Consider the following 22,384-nt stretch of genomic DNA (forward strand, 5'->3'; position numbering starts at 1 on the left):
AACTTAAATCTACTGTTTTATAATTTAATATTCTTAATAATGAGGATTATCTTTAAAGTTTAAAGTGAAGGGTTACTAGCTTAACTGCTAGTTAAAATCTTAGCAAGATAAACTATAAATCTAGCTATACATTTTAATAATAAAGTATTAATTAAACTTTGACTATATAGTTATAGGTAAAAACACTTTTCTAATTGCTTATACCTTATTACATTAGTGTAATTTATTATAAAACTGATCATAATTAATTATTTTTAAATAAAATTGCTATAAATAATAATGCATTTTTTAATTGAATGTGAAGAAATTATTAAACACCTTATTATTATTTGTGGGGTAGTAGAGCGCCGCAATACTTTACCTATCCTTTCTAATGCCTTACTTATAGCACAGGACCAAGCGCTAACCCTAGTGACTACAAATCTTGATATAGAAATAAAAACTACCTTAAGTATTCAACAAAGAATACCAGGAAGAGTAACTGTTTCTGCAAAAAAAATCTTGGATATTTGTCGTACTATACCTCCACAATCCATGTTAGAAATTCAAAAAAAAAATGAACAACTCTATATTAAAGCAGAGAATAACCAATTTATATTAAGTACATTACCTGTGGATAACTTTCCTCTTACAGAAGGGTTTTCTGATATAGATAAAATAGAGCTTACTCAAATAGAGCTAAAAAATTTGTTGCAGCAAGCAGCATTTTGTATGGCAAATCAAGATGCTAGGTATTATTTAAATGGGCTATTAATAGAAATAGAATCGTGCAGAATTTCAGCGGTAGCCACTGATGGGCACCGTCTTGCTATAAGTTGCTTAGCTAAAAATTTTCAAGACAGAGAGAAAATTCAAATTATTATTCCACGTAAAGGAGTATTAGAACTAATTAGACTATTAGGGCAAACCAATGATCTCGTCATCTTAATGCTAGGCAGTAATCAGCTCAAAGTTGAGTTTCAAGGATTTTCTTTATTATCTAAACTCATAGATGGGCAATTTCCAGATTATAAGCAAGTACTCCCGGCAGGATATAATAAACAATTAAATGTGCATCGAGAAATGTTGAAGCAAGCCTTAGTTAAGGCGAATATCCTTACAAAGGATAAATTTCACGGAGTACGATTAGAATTACTAAACTCGAAACTACAGATCACTGCTACAAATAATGAAAATGAAACAGCAAAAATTGAGATAGAAGCTAATTATACGGGAGATGCGCTAGAAATTGCCTTCAATAATACCTATCTTATAGAAATACTTAGCAATATTACTACTGATGAGGTAAAGCTAGAATTTATCAATAATAATAATAGTTGCCTTATTACCCCAATTAGCAATCAGGATAACTACAAATATATACTTATGCCAATGCGGCTATAAAAAATTCTATTTTTATATAGTTTTTCTTTTTTTTATTATGTTTCACGTGAAACATAATAAAAATATCTGGACCGTATTCCCCCTATTTAAGGAGCAACAATAGTGACCAATCCTACTTATGATTCATCCCATATTCAAGTTTTAAAAGGATTAGATGCAGTTCGTAAACGTCCTGGAATGTATATTGGAGATACTGATGATGGTACTGGTCTCCATCATATGGTATTTGAGGTAGTAGACAATGCCATTGATGAGGCACTCGCAGGATTTTGCGATCAGATTATTGTGACTATAGAATCAGATGAAACAGTTATGGTTTCTGATAATGGGCGAGGTATCCCTACTGATATTCATAAGGAAGAAGGTCGATCAGCAGCAGAAGTTATTATGACTGTATTACATGCAGGTGGAAAATTTAATAATAACTCTTATAAAGTTTCAGGAGGTCTTCATGGGGTAGGTGTATCTGTAGTAAATGCACTTTCGTCTTCTCTTTTTTTAGAAATTTATCGAGATGAAAAAATATATCAGCAACACTATCAAACAGGAGTGCCTAAGGAATCATTACAAGTTATTGGCACTACAAATCTGACTGGTACGACAATTAAATTTTCTCCTAGCCCTGAGATTTTCTCTAATATTATTTTTAGTTTTGATATTCTGGCTAAACGGTTAAGAGAATTAGCTTTTCTTAATTCCGGAGTAAAAATTATTTTAAAAGATGAAAGATCAGCAAAAAAGGAAGAGTTTTTTTATAGTGGCGGTATTCGTGCATTTGTTACACATCTTAATAAAAATAAAACTCCTTTGCATGAGAGTATTTTCTATTTTCAAGCAGAGCAAGAAGAAATTGCTGTTGAGCTAGCTGCTCAATGGAATAATTCATATCAGGAGAATTTTTTCTGTTTTACTAACAATATTCCTCAAAAAGATGGAGGTACTCATTTAGCAGGTTTTAGATCAGCACTCACGCGAACTTTAAATCAATATATAGAAAAAGAAGGGTTAATTAAGAAAAATAATGAGATTAACACTACTGGAGATGATGCGCGTGAAGGATTAATGGCAGTACTCTCCATTAAAATTCAAGATCCAAAATTTTCGTCTCAAACTAAAGAAAAATTAGTGTCTTCTGAAGTAAAGAGTGTGGTTGAAGCACTAGTCTCCGAGTATCTTCAGAGTTTCTTATTAGAACACCCTGCTGATGCTAAAGCAATTAGTAGTAAAATGATAGAAGCAGCTAGAGCAAGGGAAGCAGCTAGAAAAGCAAGAGAACTTACACGTCGTAAAGGTACCTTAGATGTAGCTGGATTACCGGGAAAACTCGCAGACTGCCAAGAGCGAGATCCAGTTTTTTCAGAACTTTTTGTGGTAGAAGGAGATTCAGCAGGAGGATCTGCTAAACAAGGAAGAGATCGTAGGAATCAAGCTATCTTACCACTTAAAGGTAAAATTCTTAATGTAGAAAAAGCTCGCTTTGATAAGATGCTAAGCTCTGCAGAAGTTGCTACTTTAATTACAGCTTTAGGATGTGGGATTGGTCAAGAAGAATATAATGTTGATAAGCTTCGATACCACCGTATTATTATCATGACTGACGCAGATGTGGATGGCTCTCATATTAGAACTTTACTATTAACATTTTTCTATCGCCAAATGCCAAAATTAATAGAGAATGGTCATATTTATATTGCTCAACCCCCTCTTTATAAAGTTAAAAAAGGTAAGAATGAGCGATATGTTAGAGATGATTTAGAAATGGAGCATTATCTTGTTAAATTAGCTATTGAAAATATTAAGATATATTCAGATTTACAAGAAAAGGCAGTTGAAGGGGATAATTTATTAAGATTTCTAAAAAATTATTTTCAGTTTAAGCGAGAAATTAGCCGGTTATCTTATCGTTATGACTCTTTTCTATTAGAACAATCTATATATATAGATTCTACTATTAGTTCAGAATTAGAATTTGGATTATGGCAGGGCTGGGTCGCTGAATTAGAAAATCAGATTAATACCTCTATCAAAGATAAAGCAGAATATAAATTAACCTCTTTATTTAAAGATCAGGTACCAATGCTACATGTAAAAATTATTCGCCATGGTGTTACTTATTCCCAATTTGTCGATAAAGATTTTTTTACCTCTTCCGAATATCAGCATATTGCTCAACTTGGGAAAAAATTAACTCAATCCATAGGAAAGAATATCTTAATTCAACAAGAGGAAAAACAACTATCAGTAAGTAATATCCAAGAAATGGTAGATTGGCTAATTAATGCAGCAAAGCAAGGACAAGCTATACAGCGTTATAAAGGGTTAGGGGAAATGAATCCGGATCAATTATGGGAAACCACTATGAATCCTGCTACCCGCCGCCTTACTCAGGTGCACGTAGATGATGCAGTTGCCGCGGATGAAATATTTACCACTTTAATGGGAGATCAGGTAGATCCTAGACGAGAATTTATTGAAACTAATGCACTTTATGTAGCTAATTTAGATATTTAGTTTACTTGTAGCTATGAATGGCTGGTTAGCTAGTGTATCTAATCTTGATGAAGTTAAACAGTTACTTAATGATTCATTGATTCCAGATATTCTTGATTTAAAAGAATCAGAACCAGATAAAGATATTTTTGGTGTATTACCTATTAAAGTTATTCAACAAACTGTTCGATTAATGCATAAACATTGTCAAATTAGTGCAACTATAGGCAATATTTCTATTGATTTTTCTCAGATATGTAATATTGCTAGGGAAGTTGTAGCAACGAAAGTAGATTATTTAAAAATAGGATTATTATTAAATAATATAACTCCATCTGCGTTTCAATCACTACAATTATTAGCTTCTCAGAACACTTCATTAATTGGAGTATTATTTGCAGATAATCTATTTTCTTTTTCGTGGATTCCAACTTTGAAAAAAAATGGATTTAAAGGTGTCATGCTGGATACTCTTAGCAAAAATAGATCTGGTTTATTAAGCTATCTTTCTTTAAAGCAGATTAAATATTTTATTGATGTAAGCCATAGTAATGGCTTAATTGTTGGATTAGCTGGTTCTCTTAGAATTGAAGATATACCATCATTATTACCACTACAAGCAGATTATTTAGGATTTCGTGGTGCACTATGCACTAATCAAGATAGAAAAGAATCTCTTAATCTTATTGCTGCTAGATCTATTAAAGAAAAACTAAATAGCTAATTCCGTAATATTGCTTTACCTATAAAAATAGCCCCTAAAAGGGGCTATTTTTATATAGATATTAAACCTCTATAAAAGTGAAGTTAATTTCCTTTATGGTAAGAAATAACCTGAGATACTTCATTTTTAGAACCTATAATTACAGGTACTCGTTGATGGATATGAGTTGGTTTCACAGCCAGAATTGGCTCATAGCCTGTTGAACTTAATCCTCCTGCTTGTTCAATAATAAAACTCATAGGATTAGCTTCATACATTAAACGAAGGCGTCCTGGCTTACTAGGATCTTTCTGATCTCTTGGGTACATAAAAATTCCACCACGAGTAAGAATACGATAAACTTCAGCTACCATAGAAGCTACCCATCGCATATTAAAATTCTTACTCCGTGGCCCTTCTTTACCTTGAAGGCACTCTTGAATATATCGCTGTACAGGCGCTTCCCAAAAACGTTGATTAGACATATTAATTGCAAATTCAGAAGTATCTTCCGGCACAGTCATATTTGGGTGAGTAAGTATAAAATCGCCAATATCTCGATCTAAGGTAAAACCATTTACTCCATGGCCAATAGTTAGCACAAGCATAGTGGTAGGACCATAGACACAGAAACCTGCACACACTTGTTGTGTGCCTGGTTGTAAAAAGTGTTCATCTTTAGGATGAGTTACTCCATTGGGAGTATGTAGAACTGAAAAAATCGTACCTACAGAGACATTAATATCAATGTTAGAGGAACCATCAAGCGGATCAAAAAGCAGTAAATATTTACCTTTGGAGTACTGGTTAGGAATCGATATAATCTCTTCAACTTCTTCAGAAACCATACCGCTTAAATATCCAGTCCACTCTAGATCTTTAACCATAACATTATTACTAATAATGTCTAGTTTTTTTTGTCCTTCTCCCTGGACATTTTCAGTACCAGCGGCTCCAAGTATATGCATGAGACCACTGCGATTTACAAGATTTGAAATTCTTTTACAAGAAATTGCAACCTGATTTAATAACCCTGCTAGATCATAATCAATACTTGAATGTTTAGTATTTTCTTGAGAAATAAATTGATTTAAAGAAATGTGGTTATGCATAAGGCATATATCCTTTCTAAATTATTATTGAAATATCCTAAATTTAGGTCTGTTTAATTAAAATTTCACCTTGACCTAAGCAGGCCATATCGCCGCAAAAGCGATGTACTCGATGAATTATCATTTCAGGATTAGAGAATTGAGTATCTAATTTTTTATAAGAATTTAACATGAAAGATAAAAATTCTAAGTTATGGACTCCACAATCATTAAAGGTTGCACTTAATTTATTTGGCTTTTGCCAAAGTAATAAGGTACCTCGTTTCATTCCATACCCAATATAACTCCCAGTACCACCAAGTATAGCAATTGTACCAGCTATCATTCGAGAGCCTAAATAATCTCCTGTATCACCTTCAATTAAAAGTGTACCCCGACGCATTTGATCTCCTACTCGATCGCCACTATTTCCTTTAACAACTACAATACCTCCAGACATACCTATTCTATTATTAGGTGCTGCAGCCCCAAGGAAATCATTACAATTTCCATAAATTTTAAGTAATCCATTTTTCATTTCACAAGCGGCAAAACTATCAGTATTGCCATAAACTATAATCTCTCCGCCTGACATGCCCATACCTGAATAAAATCCACAGGATCCTTGTATAGTAATTTGCCCGCTAGATAAATTTTTGCCGATATAGTCTAACTTTTGAGTTTGTCCAGAAAAGATAATATGATTTATATCATTTCCATTGATATTAAAAAGCTCGCCTATTCTGATTTTTTGATTATCTACATACAAAAGATAGGCTTTAATTTCTGCTAAAGATAAATGAGATAAATTTTTTGGAATCAGAAAAGATACATCTATTCTTTGAGATGGAGGGTTATCTAGAGTGAAAGTTAATGGCGTAGTTTTCACTTTAAGCAATTACTTCATGGAGATGGAAGTGAAACGATCCTAGACGACCTCCATAATTACCTGCACTAATTTTTACAATTCCATTTTTTTCCCCAAAGCTGCAGATGGTAGATATGCCTACCTTCATAGCTTTACTAATATCTTCTTTTGAAAGACCATCAATAATAATTTCCATGACTGATTCAGTTTCATAAGTAAGTTTAGTAGCAACCTGTCCTCGTAAGGTAGGGCAAAAAACTGTATTAGTAGAGGCTTTAAGCATTTTATATTTGGATCCTACTTTTGATCCAGAACTAGTCATTCCTCCAGGGAAAGGAGTGATTACATTTGGTAGTTTTTTAATGGCAGACACTGCCGCTTCACAAGCAGCTAAAATTTGAGATTGTGACTTGGCAAACACAAGAAAGTTACCTCCACCGATTGCGGAAACTATTCCCGTAGTTTCTTCTGTAAAAAATTCTCCTTCCATAGTAGGAATTCGCCAATAGCGATGATTTTGAATAAGTTTAGAAATTTGAAACCCATCACCAAAAAATCTTAGGTAATTTCCTAAAGGGATAGTTTTATCACTATCAATTCCAGAAAATAAAGCAGCTGTAGGTGTAGTAAGTACACACTGGCTAACTCTAAGCGTAACCTGTTTAGTAAGATTTTTACTACCTAGAGCAAATAACAAGATAGAGATACCCGGTCTTTTATCCGGGGTTTCAGCAGGAATAAGAACCTTTTCGATACCTGCTTCACAGCCACAGCCCACAATTGAGGTAGCAAACCCAGTCACTGCTGATGCTGCACGATAAGCCCATCTTAAAGTACGAGCAGTAACTATTATTCGAGTTGCTTTCATGGAGAAGGCTTCAGCATAGGTAGATTCGATTTCTACCCCATTAATTACCATATTTTATTTATGGCACGGATGAATATGAATGCGGCCTTGTTTATCTTCAATAATTTCTTCGTCACTCATTTTAAAGTTGCTTAATTTTAAAGGAAGATAGCGATCAAAGTAGCTCTTTAAATCCTTTTCTATGGAATTATCAAAAGAAGGGCGAACAATATGAGTGGTGCCTACTAATGTGGAGTTAACCAATTCTCTATCTTTTACAACTAGTTTTCCATCTTTAAAAACATAGGTAGGCAGTGCAAACATTTTTTCTTTATCTAGATGATCGGTATAGATAGCAATATCTGCATCAGCTCCTATCTCTAAATGCCCTTTACTAGTCATGCCTAATAATTTTGCAGGACCTGATCGAGTAATAATAGCTATTTCGTAGAGTGAATATTCTCTTTTTATAGATTTAAGGATACTTACTTTAACTGCATCCGGATGAAGCATAGCAAGCATATCATTACGAAAAGTACGATCCATCAATAATTTAATAATATGAGGGTACGTAGTAAATAAAGCTCCTGCCGGATGATCAGTGGTTAAGCATACTTGCCAAGGATTATTTACTAATAAAAAAATTTCTAACCCAACAATCCACTGTAAGGAATTTACAAAAGATTTATCCTGGTATTTAAATGGAACAATACCACAACCAGAATGACATGATTCATCCAGCCATATTCCTTTCTTAGGATAAGCGTGAGTGAAATGCGTGTATTGCTGCATACTATCTGCGGATACAGATACAGCCTGTCCGAATAGAATTTGACCTACATCAACGGTAATGTTGGGGTGATTATTAATTGCTTCTGCAACTTGAGCGGCTCCTGAAGAAAATTTACGGTCTCCCTCTTTACCATAACTATGGAATTGAATATGAGCAAAGTGAACAGGTAATCCTTCACATGCGTAAATAGTTTTTAGAGTAGTTTCTAAATTTCCAGGTACTCCCAAGTTGCATCCATGTATATGAAGCGGATGGGGGATACCTAAATCATAGATAGCTTGAGCTAAGTGAAGTAAAATTTCGCGAGGAGTAACTCCATAGAAAGGTCCTGCTTCATCTAAATCTAGTTTTCGTTGATTAAACTTAAAAGCATTAACTCCTCCTGGATTGACTACTTTAACGCCTAAACAGTAACTTGCTGATAAAACCCAAGCGATATAATGATTAATTAATTTTTGATCAATATTTTTAGCAATATTTTGAATCAGATAATCATCATTACCTAGTAGAGCATAACCCCCTTTGTCAATGATGGGAATATCACCCATCTCTAGATGAGCTTGGCGAGCATTTATTGGAGATATAGCAGGTTCGAATACGGATGTATAACCCATTTTGGCATATTCATAGCCTATATCGAATGTATTAGGAAGCATTAAAGGGAAAGAATGATTATCGGCTTTCTCTGGAAATAATACTCGAGCTAAATTGAGTGAGCCACCACCAATGTGACTATGAATATCAATAGCCCCTGGCATGATAATTTTATCAGTTACATCATATTCTAAATCGAAGTGGTTATTCCGAGGAGGTGCTATAATTCTCCCATTTTGAATATAGAGATTTCTAATCTCACCCTTAACTTCATGGGTAGGATCGTAGATAATTCCTCCTGTAAGTTTAATAATCATAGGCTATTTCTATCGATGGATAAATTATCTACTACTGTTTAAGAATAGTATTAATTACTTCTGCAGTACTAGCTAAATTCGTGCTTCTTAGTTTATATAAGGGAATTACCCTATGATCAGCGCAAAAAATATGCCCACTATGATCAATTCCAGGAGTACCTATTGGAATAAAAACTTCAGGGTTTTGCGTAAAATTCATTCCAGATCTCCCTAATACTATTGTGGGTATAGCATATGTAGGAGGAGTGAATTTTTGGTCAAAAGCAGAAATCCAAATTAAAGAATCTGCTTCTTTTGAATTTAAAATACGCTCAGTAGCATATAAATAGGGATCATATTTGGGGTAATCTGAAAAGAAACTTATCCCTGTAGGATATCCTGTCTGCCAAGTGCATACTTGGTATGCACTTGGCAATCCCCAAAGTGGAAAAGCTGAGCAGCGAGTAGTTTTATTAATTAATCCGATAAGCTCACAGAGAATTTGAGTAGTTAGCTCTTTATGGGAAATAGGCCACTGATCTGTAGCCCAAGTTACTACGCTATAATGAGCTTGTTTTAGTAATTCAACTAAAGAATATAATTGCTTTATAGGAATATCGGCAACTGTTTTAGCTTGTAGTGTGCTACCTATAGCAATTGCCTTTAACGTAGCTAAAATTTCTGGAAGACACTTAGAGTCACAATTAATAACAAATGGTGGTGGAAGGTAAGGTGGATGCTCTTTTAAAATATCGAAAGAACACCCTAAGTAAATTATCTTTTTTTGTATAGAATGTGGATAAAATGAATTTTTGTTATTCCAAATGCAATGCTCTAAAAATTTTAAATAGTCTGATTCTAAATTACCGCCTATAACGAGTAGAAGATCAGCACGATTTTTAATTTCTGCGAGTGTTGTGCTAAAAAAACCACTATATTGAACAGCTAAGATATTAGCTAAACTAGAATCTATATGAGCAATAGTTGCACTATAGCATCTTGCTAGTTTTAATGAGGCTTGAATTCCTGCTACGTCAGTAGCTAGACCCGATAGTAGGAGTGAGTGGGATTGGTTTAAAATGCCAATGATGCGAGTAATTGCCGTTGCTAAATTAACGGGATTGCCTTGAATTTTAGGTTGATTATCTCCTAATTCTTGCTCGAAGCCATATTTAGTGACTGTACAGCTATTTTCTAAGACGGTAATCTGATGACCATTAACTCTTACCTTAAGAACATCTGATCCAATACTATTAAATGGATTAGGTACCTCATCCCATAAGCCATTTCCAATCGGAATAACCATCTTTTAAAAATAAGGAACAGACTCTAATTCTCCTATTTGATTCTTATTTACATTTAGGATTTTATTTTGTAAAGCTGACACTCAATTTTTTTATTATGTAATCGCTCTTGAATATTATTTAGTTGACCAGGATCATTTTTTGGGCCGATTCTAACTCGGTGCCAAATATTATCTCCAGTAGTTATTGTTTGCACGGTAGCTTCTATACCCATGGAGGCAAGTATAGACTTACGCTTATTTGCTTGCTCATAACTGTGAAATGATCCAGCTTGTAAAACATAGGATTCTGAAGGTATTTGCCGAAATGAAGAATCCTTTTGTATAGCTACTTTACTAGACTTATATGATTGGGGACTATGGTGTTGTGAATGGGTAATTCCTGTAGTTTCTATACTAGGTAGTAATGTATAGAATTCGAAGTGATGAGTATTAGATATTTGAATAGAACTTGTGCTCTCTGATACTTCCTCTAGTTTCGCTTGAGTAGATTCTAAATCTGCCCACGGATCCCAGCTTTGAAATAATACAATCAAACTACAAGTAGCTAAAACAGCAACGAGCCATAACCAAGGTCTTAGCTTGTGGTGATCATCATCGGTAAGATAAGTTTCATTATTTTGATTAGAGGACATAGGCTACATAGATTCTGGTGTAGAAACATCTAATAAGGTTAAACCGTTTTTTATTGTTTGTTTTACTACCATAATTAAGACTAAGCGAGCATTTCTTAACTTAGGATTTTCTATTACTAGTAAAACAGAATTATTGTAATAGATATGGAATTTTTTAGCCAACTCTAAAAGATAATAAGCGAGTAGATGAGGAGATCCTTGAGTAGCTGAATCTTCAATAATTTCTGGATATGAACAAAGATGACGCAATAAGTCAATTTCATTGGGTTGATTAAGTAGACTAATATTTTCTTTGCCTTGATTGAGATCAAAAATTAATTCTCTAACCTCCATTTGCCGAAAAATGCTAGAAATTCTAGCATGAGCATATTGAATATAATATACGGGGTTATCATTACTCTTTGACTTTGCTAATTCTAAGTCAAAATCCATATGCTGATCAGCACTTCGCATAATATAAAAAAAGCGGGCTGCATCTTTGCCTACTTCTTCATACAATTCTTGCAGAGTAACAAATTCACCACTACGGGTAGACATTTGTACCTTTTCTTTACTACGATATAAAGTAGCAAACTGGACAAGCTTGACTTCTAATTGCTGTGAATCAAAATTTAGTGCATGGAAAAATGCTTTAATCCTTGGAATATATCCATGATGATCGGCACCCCAAATATCAATAATTTTATCGTATTTTCGGTCAATCTTATTTAGATGATAGGCAATATCAGAGGCAAAATAAGTAAACTGGCCATTTTCTCGGATAACTACCCTATCTTTTTCATCATTAAAGTTTGTAGAACAAAACCACCAAGCATTGTCTTTTTGGTAAAGATAGTTTAGTTCTTTAAGTCGATTAATTACCTCTTCAACCGCATTTTTTTCTATTAATGAGTACTCAGAAAACCACTGATCATACTCAATACCAAATCCTATCAAATCACTGTGAATATTATCTAAAATACTTCTAAGCCCTAGAGTAAAGATTATTCTGTAATTATCATTACCTAAAATTTGCTTAGCTCTTTGAATAAGAGAATCTAAGTATTGTTCATGATTATTTTCCGTAAGATCCGGCAAAGGCTGAAAGATCTCTTCTATAGAAAAGCAAAATTTCTTTCCATAAATATCTTTAGCTATATTAGCTATATCCCAGACATAGCTACCACGATAGCCATTGTTTGGAAATAATAAAGTATTGCCCCATAATTCTAGATATCGTAACCAGATGCTAATAGCCAAAATATCCATTTGGCGACCAGCATCGTTTACGTAATATTCTCGATGAACACTATAACCTACAGCTGTAAGTAATCGAGCTAAACTATCTCCATAAGCTGCACCTCGCCCATGACCTACATGTAGGGGGCCAGTAGGGTTTGCTGAAACAAATTCAATATGTATTCTTTTATTTTGACCTATCTGGCTATGACCAAAGAGCTCTTTTTTTTCTAGAATTTCAGGAATGATTGACTGAAAAGCAGATAAGGTCATAGTGAAGTTGATAAACCCAGGACCAGCAATTTCTACTTTATCTATATAAGGGTGTGAAGGTAAATATTGAATAATAAGTTTTGCAAAGTCTCGTGGTGCTTTTCCTACCTCTTTAGCAAGAATCATAGCAATATTACTTGCAAAATCTCCATGAGCTTTATTTCGTGTTTGCTCAATTAAAATTTGAGCTTTACTATCAATATTTATACCCCCTTGATTTAAAGAAGAAAGGGCAGTCTTAATGGATTGCTGAATTATACTTTTCAAAAGATTCTCAAAAAACTTCAGGTGATTATATTAAGTTTATAGGATCCACATCTATAGACCAGTGAACTTTTCTTGCGGTTTTTAGGAAAACAAGCTTTGGTATCCAAAGAGATAACAATTGCTGCAGGTAATCTCTTGAGGATCCTTGTAACAATAATTGAGCATGATAGTAATTACCTTGACGCTCCATAGATGCAGAAACCGGTCCTAATAAGGTTACCATGCCCTTAGGATCTAATTCCATAATTATATTTCTAGAATCCTCTAAAAATAGAATAGATGTATTAGCATCCAATGATTTTGCTCTTAGTAAAGCTAAATACCTATAAGGAGGCAATTTTGCTTGGTACCGTTCTTTTAAAATCAACTCAGCACTATAATCATACCCATAATTAATTAAGGATTGAAGAAGTGGGTGCTCTGGATAGCGTGTTTGTATTAAAACCTCACCTGGTTTATTACCTCGGCCAGATCGGCCTATTAGTTGGGTAATAAGTTGTATCATTCGCTCTGATGACCTAAAATTACTACTAAATAGCATTTGATCTGCATCTAAAATACCGACTAAGGTAAGATTTGGATAATCATGTCCCTTCGCTAGCATTTGCGTTCCTATCAGAATCTGATATTTTCTACTATGAATATCTTCAAATATTTTATTAAAAGCCCCCTTTTTTCGAGTTGTGTCTCGATCAATGCGTATTATCTTAGTATTTGGAAAAAAATGCCTTAACCCTATTTCTACTTGTTCTGTACCTAAGCCTTGTGGGTGTAGGATCGGATAAGTACATTGAGGGCATTTAGTTGGAATAGAACTTTTATAACCGCAATGATGGCAGCATAGATGGTAATTTTGTTGGTGAACCACCATATAGGAATCGCAGTACTGACAAGGTATTGCAAATCCGCAATTACTACAAATTAAAGTAATTGCAAACCCACGTCTGTTAATAAATAATAAGGCTTGATTACCTTGTTTTACATGGTTTTGTAAACTAGAAAGCATCTCAGGTGATATTCCCACTTCTAAATTACTAGATCGGATATCAATAAGACGGACTCGAGGCATTTTAGCTGTTCCAACTCTTTGGGGAAGTTGTAACGGCTGATAACGTTTTCGTTTAGCATTTTCTAAGCTTTCCAGAGAAGGAGTAGCAGTACCTAATATAATAGGTATGTTTGCTTGATGTGCCCGTATAACTGCTAAATCTCTAGCATGATAACGAAATCCTTCTTGTTGCTTAAAGGATGGATCATGCTCCTCATCAATGATAATCACACCAAGGTTTTGTAAAGGAGCCCATATTGCTGATCGGGTACCAATGATAATTGGTATTATCCCCTTTAGTGCAGCAACCCAAGTATCTAACCGTTCTTTTGTATTTAAAGAGGAGTGTAAGATTCCAATAGGGCACTTAAAGCGGTTATAAAACCGTGCTAGAATTTGTGGAGTAAGCCCAATTTCTGGGACTAGGATGAGTGCCTGTTTTTTTTTAGCAATAATCTCGGAAATTATTTCTAAATACACCTCTGTTTTACCACTACCTGTTACTCCCTGAAGCAAGAATGGCTGGAATTTCATTTGATTAGCAAGAACAGCGCTAACAGTAGTTTTTTGCTCGATAGTTAATTGAAAAATTATTTTTTCCCCAAAAAATTGCTTATCTCTTACTGCGGTGATAGGGCTTTCTCTATTTTCAATCCATCCTTTAGTGCTTAAATTAGAAAGGCTACTTTGGCAAGATCCTAATTTTGCCTTAATTTGAGCAATGCTTAATCCTTCAGGATGTTGATGAAGCAATTTTAAGAGTTGTTTTTGCCGAGGTGCTTTACTAAGAATCGCTAAATCATGGATTAAATTTTTTCCTTTAGAGGATAGAAACCATTTTAAAATGGTAGGAGACTTAAGTATTCTTCCCTGCCGTAGCTGTTGGGGCAATGCGGTAAAAAATACTTCCCCTGGTGGGGCATGATAGTATTTTACAGCCCATAAAAAAAGCCTCATTAAAGATTTAGGAATCAGAGGATTCTCATCAATATAAGATTGAGCATGTCTTAATTTACAAGAGGGAATGCTACTATCAGTAACAATAGCAACTAAAATACCAATAATATTCCTCGATCTAAAAGGAACCTTTATTCGTATTCCGATTTCTAGTTCTTGATGAGAAGCATCAAGTGGTGGAAAGTAATCAAAATAGTGGAGTACTGGGGAGGGGATAGCAATCCTAAGAATCCTAGAAGGAACTGCCATTAATCAATAATAGATGTAATCTATCCTTCTATAATGAACGCTTTAAACCTTCCTCTACTTCAAGACGTTTGGATTTATTTATCAAAATCTCTATAAGAGCTAAAGCAAAATCTATTGCAGCACCAGGTCCTCTTGCAGTGATTACATTATCATCTATTACAACTGGATCATTACAAAGTGTGGTAGTTGGTAAACTTAATTTATCTAAAAATCCTGGGTATCCCGTTGCTTTTTTGCCATCAAGTAGTCCAATATTTGCAAGTACAGTAGGTGCAGCACAGATCGCAGCAACCTTATTTCCTTGTAGCACAGTATTCTTTAGTAATACTTGAATGCGAGAATCTAAGTTTAAATTAGCAGCACCAGATGCTCCTCCGGGTAGTACAATCATTATAAACTCCTGATTTATAAGAGTATCTAGAGTAGTATCCGGAATTAAGCAAGTACCACGGCTAGCTATAATCGGTTGATCATCAAGACCTGCAGTAATTACTTCTATATCTGCACGACGTAATAAATCAATCAAAGTAACCGCTTCAAGTTCTTCACAACCTTGGGCTAAAGGAATAAGTACACGTGGCATATTACTTAATTATCTTAAAATTGCTAAAAAAATAATCCTTATTTTCCTATTGTAGCAAGAGTGCTAAGCCCTTTAAGAAGATTTAAGGCTTCATACAAAGGATAATCTTCTATAGCAAGATGTGCTTCTTCTTGATTTTCTTTAGGTGCTTCTTTCTTTTTGCTATCATTACTTAAGTGATGAGACAGATTTGCCTCTTTTACAGAAGAATCATTATCTATATCATCTACTGCAGAAACTTTGATATTATCCAATTTAATATCTGGAACAATTCCCTCAGCTTGAATAGATCGTCCAGAAGGGGTGTAATATCTCGCTGTGGTTAACTTTAGTGCGGTATCCTCTGTCAGAGGTAAAATAGTCTGTACTGACCCTTTTCCAAAAGTCTTTGTGCCCATGACAATTGCTCGATGATGATCCTGAAGTGCTCCAGAAACAATTTCTGATGCAGAGGCTGAACCACCATTAACTAACACAACCATAGGTGCGTTTTTAAGCACATCTCCAGGGGTAGCTCTAAAACTCTGTTTAGACTGAGGATCTCTACCTTCTGTGTATACAATTAACCCTTTTTCTAAAAAAGAATCGGAAACTTCTACTGCTGCACTGAGGACACCGCCTGGGTTGTTTCGCAAATCTAAGACTAAACCCTTTAAATTTCCTCCGCTCTCTTTTGTGAGTTTCTTAATTTCATTTTCTACATTTGCTCCAGTCTCTACCTGGAATTGGCTAATACGTATATAGCCATATCCATTTTCTAGAGTTTTACTTTTAACACTTTGTACTTTAATAATCGCTCGAATAACCTTAAATTTAAGAGGTTGTGGCTCTCCCTGCCGAATAATAGTTAAAATAATCTGCGTTCCTGGTTTTCCTCGCATTTTTTCTACAGCCTCTCCTAGGCTGAGATCCTTTACAGGTTCATTATCAATTCGAATAATTAAATCCCCAGCTTGAATTCCTGCTTTTTGTGCTGGTGTATCATCAATAGGTGAAACTACTCGAATGAAGCCATCTTCCATACCCACTTCAATCCCTAGCCCACCAAACTTTCCAGAGGTACCAATTTTTAATTCACTATAAGATTGAGGATCTAGGTATGCTGAATGAGGATCTAGATTCGATAACATTCCTCGGATAGAGCCCTCAATAAGCGTTTTATCGTCTACAGGTTCAACGTAGTTACGCTTAATCTCTCCAAATATCTCTGAAAATGCCCGAAGTTCATTCAAAGGTAAGGACTCGGGTTTATTCTCTAAACGTCCAGCAAGCACCATTGAGCCAAATATAAGGCCTATACCTAAAGTAAGACTAGTAGTTGCTACAAGCACATCGCGTTTTGAGAAACCCATAAAATATCCTTTTGAATTTAAATGTCTTAAACAAATCCTTAAAACTATATTGGCATAAATAATTCGCTATAGTAATTGACAATTTATTTATGATTTATAGCATTTTCTCTATTTTTGATAAAGCTGCTAAAGTACTGCTCATTTCACTTGGAGGAAGGAGTATTTATCGTAATAGATCACTTTATAGAATAATTATACGGAAAATATATTTTTTGCGAAAAAATTTGTTGTAGTATGCCAATATGACGGTAGTGTAACCTAATAATAAAGGAAAGGGCTAGAGTTTATATTTAGTAAAACTTTCCGATACAATAAGTAAACCCCTGTATAGCTCATTAGGAATTTTTTTATCAATGAATAATCACCTTTTTGAATTTCTTACTAATCATTGGGTATTATCTATTTCATTAGTAGTCATTATAGCTGCATTAGCAGTTGATCCTATCGTACGGCGACGACGAGGCATTAGAACAATTTCTGTTGTAGAAATTACTCGATTAATTAACCAAGAGGATGCTCAAGTGATAGATATTAGAGAAGGGAAGGATTTTGATAAAGAGCATATCTTAGATTCAATGAGTGCTCCTCTATCTACGTTTATCACTGGAATTGCGAGATTAGATCGGTTTAAAGATCGTCCCTTAGTACTTATTTGGGGTATTGGTCAAAGCGTACTGAATATTGCAGCCCAACTAAGTAAACGAGGCCATAAGGCTATTTATATTATAGAGGGTGGCATTGAAACATGGCGACAAGCAGATATGCCTTTGTTTAGTGGTAGAGATAAAGATCATCACCATAAAGATAAGCCAAAAAATCAAATAACCCTTGAAAAGGGTTCTGAATCTCAGATATCACCAGAATCTGAATTGGACAATCATCAATCCTCTATAATCAATAAATCTAAGAAAAAAGCTAAAAAACATAAGAATAAAAAAGTAGCCTATGAATAGGAAAACCTCTAAAGTGGTGATTTACACCACTGCTTGGTGCCCCTACTGTATTAAGGCTAAAGCGTTATTAAGTAAGAAGAATATTAACTATACAGAAATTCGAGTTGATCTTGAGCCTTGGCAACGATCGATTATGATTGAAAAAAGTGGTGGTCGAAGAACCGTACCTCAAATTTTTATTGATAATGAGGCTATCGGTGGTTGTGCTGATCTCTTTTCTCTTGATCAGCAAAGGAAACTAGATGATCTATTTGCCTCAATATAAAAAGGCATTTTGAACGTTATAAATCAAAAAAACTTTAGGAATTTAGCATGGCAACAAACGGTACCTATCAAAAAGAGGATAATGAGCAACAAAACCAACAATCTCAATTCAGTATCCAAAAGATATATGTTAAGGATTTATCTTTTGAAGCACCTAACTCACCTCATATTTTTACGAAAGAGTGGAAACCTGAAATAAATATCCAGCTTAGTAGTAAAAATGAGCAGATTGCTGAGCATATATACGAAGTGGTACTATCCGTAACTGTAGCAGCTAAGATAAATGATCAAACTGCATTTCTAACTGAAGCACAACAAGCGGGTATTTTTAATCTAGTAGGGTATACCAAAGAAAATTTAGGACCTCTATTAGGCAGTTATTGTCCAGCCATTCTATTTCCATTTATCAGAGAGGTAGTTACAGATTTAGTCACTAAAGGAGGATTCCCTCCGCTATTGTTAGCTCCTGTTAATTTTGATGCTTTTTACGCACAACAACTACAACAGCAAAAATCATCTGTAGATACAGTTAAAAATTAATACTACATGTGTTAAGTAGTTAATCCTTTGTTCTATGAATTTTAGTAGTCAAAATACCCTTGTATTAGGTGCTGGATCTTGGGGTACTGCTCTTGCCGTGTTGCTAGCACGAAATCAAACGCCTACTTATTTATGGGGAAGAGATAAAAAACAAATAGAGGCAATGACTCATGAGCGTTGTAATCAGCGTTATTTACCTAATATTTCTTTTCCTCATTTGTTAATACCTATACATGATTTACAGCAGGCACTAAAACATACTAACCAAATTATTATCGCAGTTCCTAGCCACGCTTTTCGACTCACCCTTGAGTGTATATTCAAAAGCATACCTGCAAGAACTCCTATTATTTGGGCGACTAAGGGATTGGAGCTAGGTACAGGAAGATTATTACATGAAGTTGCTATTGAAATTTTAGGATCAGACTATCCTATAGCTATTCTCTCTGGACCTACTTTTGCTCATGAAGTTGCAATGGGGCTCCCTACTGCAGTTACTGTAGCAACTACTTACCCTGAGGTTTTCACCTATCTTGCCTATTGCTTACGTGGTAATACTTTTCGTCTTTATACAAGCGATGATCTGATTGGGGTACAGCTAGGTGGTGCAGTAAAAAATATTTTAGCAATTGCTGCTGGTATAAGTGATGGCCTTGGTTTTGGATCTAATACTAGGGCAGCTCTAATTACTCGTGGGCTTGCTGAGTTAATCCGTTTTGCTTTAGTAAGCGGTGCAAAAAAGGAAACATTAATGGGGTTATCTTGCCTTGGTGATTTGATTTTAACTTGTACTGATAACCAGTCTCGTAATCGTCGTTTAGGTTTAGCTCTAGCTCAAGGAAAAACTTTAAGTGAAGCACTCACTTTAATTGATCAAGTAATTGAAGGCATAGAGGCTGCTAAGCTTGTATCTATGAGGGCAAGACAAGTGAATATAGAGATGCCAATTATAGATCAAGTTTATCAGGTATTATATTGTAGTCAGGATCCTAAAAAGGCAGTTGAAATGCTTTTAAATAGGGAACAAAAACCTGAACATACCTAAGTTAACAATGAGCAATGAAAAATATCAATTTTCCTTTTTGTTACTAATAAAACTATTTCTTCTATTCTTATTATCCCTAAGCTTAATGGCATGTAGCTTTCATAAAAAAGCAATTAAAAAAGAAGAAAGTAGCAATGATAGTAAAGATAAGGTTATTTGGAATTCAGGTGATCAGTATATAAGTTTAAATACTGATGATAGGGTTACAAGTAACCAGCATCCAGTTTCGATTACAGAATCTGATATGCGCACTATCTTAGAATCTCTGACAGTGCCGAAGCGTCAACTCCTTGTTCAAGAAGAGATTCAGCCTATTTTTTCCTCTGCTGAAATTTTACAATTAAGTACTTATTTGCCTAAGGGGCTTGCTTTAGCCGATTCAGATCAGGATATTGTTTTTGTAATAATGGGGTTTAAAAAAGGAATTATGGCTAAGGAAAGAGTTGTAAATACTGGACGGGTATTTTTTATGGACAACAAATTAAATATTATTTTTGGAAAATTACAAGAAGAAGTTCGAGATAGGGATCGTCAAACTGGTGAAAGCATTGATCGTCGTTTACATCCATTTACAGTAGGATCTCGTCGCTTTGAATCTAAAATACCTACTACAATCACTCTAGGAGATGGTAAAGCATTCTATTTAGACTATAAGAGCAATAAAATGAGAAAAGATTGGCTGGTTTTGGACGTACCTACTATTCTTGCAGAGGCTAAAAATTCAAATAATAAAGCAGAAAGTGAAGCGAGTGGTACAGGCAATACCCAAATCAGTGCAAAAGCCTTAGAGGATATTAATAATAATAAATTAGATATTCAGAATATGAAAAAAGATCTTTCTGGTATTAAAGAAGTACTTTTTGAACTTAAGGAATATATGTTGGAATTACAACAAGAAAAATAAAATTAAAGACGTGTACGCCGATCCCTAAGTTTAAACCCCAAAAGGGGTTGATCAATTCCTTGAGTTAAAGCAAGTACTTTAAATAGTTCTCCCATCTCACTGGGTAAAATGAGCCGCTTTACTTGATTGCTTATTTCTAACATAGTAGGCATTGATTCTTGTGACTCTTTAGCAATTAATTTATCTAAACCACAAGAGAGCAAAAAATCTGCTTGGCTACAATAGCCTGTAATACTAAGATTGCTATTTTTCCCTGCTTCTGCAAGAGCAGTAAAATCTATATGAGCAGTGATGTCTTGTAATCCTGGAAAAAAAAATGGATCTGAGTGAGCATACTGTTGGTAGTGGCACATTAGCGTCCCTTCTGATCGTTGCCAATGATAGTATTCATGCTGTGGAAATCCATAATCGATGATAAAAACAACCCCTTGATGTAAACAGTGAGCAAGCTCAGCAATCCAGCGTTCCATCATTAAATTAATTTCGGAAATATAACTAAATTCAGCATTAGGCTCAAAATTAAGGAATGGTCTGATATCATTAATTCGATTATCTAAGATGGGATCACTCAATGGTCCATTTTCCCAGATAAATTCTCCTTTCTGATCATAACCTACATAACGCTCCCAACTACAGTCCGTTTCAATTTGAATACAATGTATTGGCATTGCATCGCAAACTTCATTAGCAAAAATAATACCTTGAATAGAATCGGGCAGCCTATTTAGCCAAGTAATTTTTGGCATAAGATGTGGAATTCTCTGAGATAAATAGGTTTGTTGTCGTTGACGAAGATCTGCACTTAATTCTAAAATAAGATACTGCTCAGGGAGACAATCCCTATCTGCTAATTCGATAAGAATATCTGCTGCCATACGCCCTGATCCAGCACCAATTTCTAGAATATTGCCTTTTTTTAAGATTGCTAAAATTTCTTGTGCTGCCAGAGCTAAGCAACGAGAAAATAAGGGGGAAATTTCAGGAGCAGTAATAAAATCTCCTGGATGGCCAATTTTAGGCAATGCAGACATATAATATCCCAGCCTTGGCGTATAAAGTGCTAGCCCCATAAAGTGAGAAAAAGGGATTGCTCCACCTGCTTGGTGAATATTTTCTCGAATTAAGCTTTGTAATTTCTTGCTATGAATAATTGCTTCTGGACTGGGATGAGGTAGACCTTTAGAAGAAGCTATGGGCATAATAGCTATAATGCTATCTCAATAGGCCATAAACTACTTAGGGATTTATTAAAACTATGCCAAAGCTCCATATAAGGTTTCTTTAGAATTGGGTGGACCTCATTAGGAGCAATCTCTGCAAGTGGTTGTAGTACAAAAGCATAATGAATAATATCTTCTCTAGGAATTTGAACTTTAGGCTGCTGAAGATTAAGTATGAGATCGTCATAAAGCAATAGATCTAAATCAAGAGGGCGGGAGCTAAATCGAGTACCATTCTGTTTACGACCGCACAATTGTTCAATCTTATTAAAGTAAGATACTAAATCTTCTACTGATTCAGTAGTATTAAAGCCCACTACTAAGTTGTAAAAATTATCTCCCTGAAACCCTATAGATTCACTTTCAAAAATTTGTGAAATTGTAAGTGGAGAATATCGATTTTGTAATAAATAAATGCTAGCACGAATATTTTTTTCTTTTTCAATATTACTCCCAATGCTCACATATGCACGTGCCATGCTATTTAAATTATAAGCTAGCTATAGTT

20 protein-coding genes are annotated in these 22,384 nt (G+C 34.7%); 8 read left to right on the plus strand and 12 right to left on the minus strand.

All coding sequences use genetic code 11. From position 1 onward, the window contains the following. The first annotated feature begins 279 nt into the window (after positions 1-279). The 3 genes from dnaN (at position 280) to NSCAC_RS00015 (ending at position 4,597) form a co-directional block, all read left to right on the plus strand. Positions 280-1,383, plus strand: a complete 1,104-nt coding sequence (gene dnaN / locus NSCAC_RS00005; protein ID WP_197744416.1) for a DNA polymerase III subunit beta — start codon at positions 280-282, stop codon at positions 1,381-1,383. 99 nt (positions 1,384-1,482) lie between these two features. Continuing rightward, entirely contained in the window at positions 1,483-3,894 is a 2,412-nt protein-coding gene (gene gyrB / locus NSCAC_RS00010; protein ID WP_408609575.1) for a DNA topoisomerase (ATP-hydrolyzing) subunit B, read from the plus strand. A 13-nt stretch (positions 3,895-3,907) separates the two neighbouring features. Then, on the plus strand, positions 3,908-4,597 hold the full coding sequence (locus NSCAC_RS00015) for a (5-formylfuran-3-yl)methyl phosphate synthase (RefSeq protein WP_197744418.1): 690 nt from the start codon (positions 3,908-3,910) through the stop codon (positions 4,595-4,597). Positions 4,598-4,680: 83 nt separating this feature from the next. Here the strand turns inward: NSCAC_RS00015 and NSCAC_RS00020 are convergent, their stop codons facing one another. From NSCAC_RS00020 to NSCAC_RS00065, 10 genes are read right to left on the minus strand one after another with little or no spacing between them, the layout of a single operon-like run. Continuing rightward, positions 4,681-5,688, minus strand: a complete 1,008-nt coding sequence (locus tag NSCAC_RS00020; RefSeq protein ID WP_197744419.1) for a class 1 fructose-bisphosphatase — start codon at positions 5,686-5,688, stop codon at positions 4,681-4,683. 43 nt (positions 5,689-5,731) lie between these two features. Then, positions 5,732-6,556, minus strand: a complete 825-nt coding sequence (locus tag NSCAC_RS00025) for a formylmethanofuran dehydrogenase subunit C (RefSeq protein WP_197745198.1) — start codon at positions 6,554-6,556, stop codon at positions 5,732-5,734. 1 nt (position 6,557) lies between these two features. Then, on the minus strand, positions 6,558-7,454 hold the full coding sequence (fhcD, locus tag NSCAC_RS00030) for a formylmethanofuran--tetrahydromethanopterin N-formyltransferase (protein ID WP_197744420.1): 897 nt from the start codon (positions 7,452-7,454) through the stop codon (positions 6,558-6,560). A 3-nt stretch (positions 7,455-7,457) separates the two neighbouring features. Continuing rightward, positions 7,458-9,086, minus strand: coding sequence for a formylmethanofuran dehydrogenase subunit A (locus tag NSCAC_RS00035; RefSeq protein ID WP_197744421.1), 1,629 nt, complete (start codon positions 9,084-9,086; stop codon positions 7,458-7,460). A 31-nt stretch (positions 9,087-9,117) separates the two neighbouring features. Continuing rightward, complete coding sequence (locus NSCAC_RS00040) at positions 9,118-10,371, minus strand: formylmethanofuran dehydrogenase subunit B (RefSeq protein ID WP_197744422.1); 1,254 nt, start codon at positions 10,369-10,371, stop codon at positions 9,118-9,120. 53 nt (positions 10,372-10,424) lie between these two features. Beyond that, positions 10,425-11,003 (minus strand): SPOR domain-containing protein, encoded by a 579-nt coding sequence (locus NSCAC_RS00045; RefSeq protein ID WP_197744423.1) that lies wholly within the window; start codon positions 11,001-11,003, stop codon positions 10,425-10,427. A 3-nt stretch (positions 11,004-11,006) separates the two neighbouring features. Further along, positions 11,007-12,761: an arginine--tRNA ligase gene (gene argS, locus NSCAC_RS00050; RefSeq protein ID WP_197744424.1), complete on the minus strand. Its 1,755-nt coding sequence runs from the start codon at positions 12,759-12,761 to the stop codon at positions 11,007-11,009. Between the two features lie 25 nt (positions 12,762-12,786). Next, entirely contained in the window at positions 12,787-15,015 is a 2,229-nt protein-coding gene (locus tag NSCAC_RS00055; RefSeq protein WP_197744425.1) for a primosomal protein N', read from the minus strand. A gap of 28 nt (positions 15,016-15,043) precedes the next feature. Then, positions 15,044-15,598, minus strand: a complete 555-nt coding sequence (locus NSCAC_RS00060; RefSeq protein WP_197744426.1) for a DJ-1 family glyoxalase III — start codon at positions 15,596-15,598, stop codon at positions 15,044-15,046. A gap of 38 nt (positions 15,599-15,636) precedes the next feature. Continuing rightward, entirely contained in the window at positions 15,637-16,950 is a 1,314-nt protein-coding gene (locus NSCAC_RS00065; protein ID WP_197744427.1) for a S41 family peptidase, read from the minus strand. 353 nt (positions 16,951-17,303) lie between these two features. Between NSCAC_RS00065 and NSCAC_RS00070 the strand changes: the two genes are divergently transcribed. The 5 genes from NSCAC_RS00070 to NSCAC_RS00090 all read left to right on the plus strand — a co-directional run bounded on the left by NSCAC_RS00070 (position 17,304) and on the right by NSCAC_RS00090 (position 20,656). Continuing rightward, the gene (locus NSCAC_RS00070; RefSeq protein ID WP_197744428.1) at positions 17,304-17,903 is read left to right on the plus strand and encodes a rhodanese-like domain-containing protein; all 600 of its coding nucleotides are present in this window, start codon (positions 17,304-17,306) and stop codon (positions 17,901-17,903) included. Then, positions 17,896-18,168, plus strand: a complete 273-nt coding sequence (gene grxC / locus NSCAC_RS00075) for a glutaredoxin 3 (RefSeq protein ID WP_197744429.1) — start codon at positions 17,896-17,898, stop codon at positions 18,166-18,168. The genes NSCAC_RS00070 and grxC overlap by 8 nt, the downstream gene beginning before the upstream one ends. A gap of 47 nt (positions 18,169-18,215) precedes the next feature. Further along, positions 18,216-18,707 carry a protein-export chaperone SecB gene (secB, locus tag NSCAC_RS00080; protein ID WP_197744430.1) on the plus strand — a complete coding sequence of 164 codons (492 nt, stop codon included), beginning with the start codon at positions 18,216-18,218 and terminating at the stop codon, positions 18,705-18,707. 34 nt (positions 18,708-18,741) lie between these two features. Beyond that, positions 18,742-19,752: an NAD(P)H-dependent glycerol-3-phosphate dehydrogenase gene (locus tag NSCAC_RS00085; protein WP_197744431.1), complete on the plus strand. Its 1,011-nt coding sequence runs from the start codon at positions 18,742-18,744 to the stop codon at positions 19,750-19,752. 85 nt (positions 19,753-19,837) lie between these two features. Further along, positions 19,838-20,656, plus strand: a complete 819-nt coding sequence (locus tag NSCAC_RS00090) for an SHOCT domain-containing protein (RefSeq protein ID WP_197744432.1) — start codon at positions 19,838-19,840, stop codon at positions 20,654-20,656. Positions 20,657-20,658: 2 nt separating this feature from the next. Here NSCAC_RS00090 and NSCAC_RS00095 read toward each other — a convergent pair whose 3' ends face one another. After that, a complete protein-coding gene (locus tag NSCAC_RS00095; protein WP_197744433.1) occupies positions 20,659-21,855 on the minus strand; it encodes a class I SAM-dependent methyltransferase in 1,197 nt (398 codons plus the stop codon). Between the two features lie 5 nt (positions 21,856-21,860). Beyond that, positions 21,861-22,355 carry a 2-amino-4-hydroxy-6-hydroxymethyldihydropteridine diphosphokinase gene (gene folK, locus NSCAC_RS00100; protein WP_197744434.1) on the minus strand — a complete coding sequence of 165 codons (495 nt, stop codon included), beginning with the start codon at positions 22,353-22,355 and terminating at the stop codon, positions 21,861-21,863. Positions 22,356-22,384 lie beyond the last annotated feature (29 nt).

This window comes from Candidatus Nitrosacidococcus tergens (genome assembly GCF_902810445.1).
Taxonomy (GTDB): domain Bacteria; phylum Pseudomonadota; class Gammaproteobacteria; order Nitrosococcales; family Nitrosococcaceae; genus Nitrosacidococcus; species Nitrosacidococcus tergens.

What these genes read in the sequence shown, in the direction of transcription:
- NSCAC_RS00045 (WP_197744423.1), bottom strand. Translation starts at nt 11,003, where the DNA reads ATGTCCTCTAATCAAAATAATGAAACTTATCTTACCGATGATGATCAC.
- NSCAC_RS00095 (WP_197744433.1), bottom strand. Translation starts at nt 21,855, where the DNA reads ATGCCCATAGCTTCTTCTAAAGGTCTACCTCATCCCAGTCCAGAAGCA.
- grxC (WP_197744429.1), top strand. Translation starts at nt 17,896, where the DNA reads ATGAATAGGAAAACCTCTAAAGTGGTGATTTACACCACTGCTTGGTGC.
- NSCAC_RS00040 (WP_197744422.1), bottom strand. Translation starts at nt 10,371, where the DNA reads ATGGTTATTCCGATTGGAAATGGCTTATGGGATGAGGTACCTAATCCA.
- secB (WP_197744430.1), top strand. Translation starts at nt 18,216, where the DNA reads ATGGCAACAAACGGTACCTATCAAAAAGAGGATAATGAGCAACAAAAC.
- NSCAC_RS00020 (WP_197744419.1), bottom strand. Translation starts at nt 5,688, where the DNA reads ATGCATAACCACATTTCTTTAAATCAATTTATTTCTCAAGAAAATACT.
- NSCAC_RS00015 (WP_197744418.1), top strand. Translation starts at nt 3,908, where the DNA reads ATGAATGGCTGGTTAGCTAGTGTATCTAATCTTGATGAAGTTAAACAG.
- NSCAC_RS00085 (WP_197744431.1), top strand. Translation starts at nt 18,742, where the DNA reads ATGAATTTTAGTAGTCAAAATACCCTTGTATTAGGTGCTGGATCTTGG.
- NSCAC_RS00070 (WP_197744428.1), top strand. Translation starts at nt 17,304, where the DNA reads ATGAATAATCACCTTTTTGAATTTCTTACTAATCATTGGGTATTATCT.
- NSCAC_RS00055 (WP_197744425.1), bottom strand. Translation starts at nt 15,015, where the DNA reads ATGGCAGTTCCTTCTAGGATTCTTAGGATTGCTATCCCCTCCCCAGTA.
- fhcD (WP_197744420.1), bottom strand. Translation starts at nt 7,454, where the DNA reads ATGGTAATTAATGGGGTAGAAATCGAATCTACCTATGCTGAAGCCTTC.
- NSCAC_RS00090 (WP_197744432.1), top strand. Translation starts at nt 19,838, where the DNA reads ATGGCATGTAGCTTTCATAAAAAAGCAATTAAAAAAGAAGAAAGTAGC.
- NSCAC_RS00060 (WP_197744426.1), bottom strand. Translation starts at nt 15,598, where the DNA reads ATGCCACGTGTACTTATTCCTTTAGCCCAAGGTTGTGAAGAACTTGAA.
- dnaN (WP_197744416.1), top strand. Translation starts at nt 280, where the DNA reads ATGCATTTTTTAATTGAATGTGAAGAAATTATTAAACACCTTATTATT.
- NSCAC_RS00035 (WP_197744421.1), bottom strand. Translation starts at nt 9,086, where the DNA reads ATGATTATTAAACTTACAGGAGGAATTATCTACGATCCTACCCATGAA.
- folK (WP_197744434.1), bottom strand. Translation starts at nt 22,355, where the DNA reads ATGGCACGTGCATATGTGAGCATTGGGAGTAATATTGAAAAAGAAAAA.
- NSCAC_RS00065 (WP_197744427.1), bottom strand. Translation starts at nt 16,950, where the DNA reads ATGGGTTTCTCAAAACGCGATGTGCTTGTAGCAACTACTAGTCTTACT.